Origin of the sequence: Paracoccus niistensis, assembly GCF_042432925.1 — a bacterium.
Lineage (GTDB): Bacteria > Pseudomonadota > Alphaproteobacteria > Rhodobacterales > Rhodobacteraceae > Paracoccus > Paracoccus niistensis.
In genome coordinates this window covers 1-610 of sequence record NZ_JBHLWE010000012.1, presented here as the reverse complement: position 1 = coordinate 610, position 610 = coordinate 1, and the positions used below count along the sequence as shown (strand labels likewise).

1 protein-coding gene is annotated in these 610 nt (G+C 54.6%); it reads right to left on the bottom strand.

Annotated elements, in window-relative coordinates; all coding sequences use genetic code 11:
* Positions 1-430: hypothetical protein (locus tag ACFFII_RS03660; RefSeq protein ID WP_377697546.1), on the bottom strand; the 430-nt coding region annotated here is incomplete at its 3' end.
* Positions 431-610 lie beyond the last annotated feature (180 nt).

The window sequence follows — 610 nt, the reverse complement described above, 5'->3', positions numbered from 1 at the left end:
GGATCGTCCTTTTCATTAGGCGATCCACCTTATGCCCCTGTCTCAAAAGCCGGGACCACCTCAGCCTTTCCTCCTCCCCTCGTTCGAAATTAAGGAATGTAGCCAGGAAAGGCATTATACCTTCTTCTCTTTCATGCCAGTGAAGGAGTTCATGGGCCAGTGTTTTAATATAACCCTGAACACCTTGGCCCGACTTGATCCGCATTTGCCCAGACGAAGGTTGATAATCCCCGAGACCACCGGGGATGTGTGGGACAACCGTAACGGTGAAGCCTCTTTCAGGAATCAACTCGGGATAATGGGACCTAAGCCAGAGAGCCGCAGTCGTGATGTCTTGATCTGCTCCAACGATTTTGATGCCGTCCAGAGTAGCTGGTCGAGGAGGTGCGGGCCGCAGAAGGTCAACGTTCCTGTGCGTGCTGGCGCTCATCACGGCCCAGTCGACGATTGACAGATCGGCTTTAACGACGCCCTGCTGCCGGGTAGCGGTAATGTGCGTTCCGTCAGAAAATCCCTGCCAGCTTAAGGGTTGCGCGGCAATCGGAACTGGTCTGCCCCCTGAAAAGTGGTCCTCCCTGAAGTAGCTTTCGAGCCAGATGGAGGACGAAGG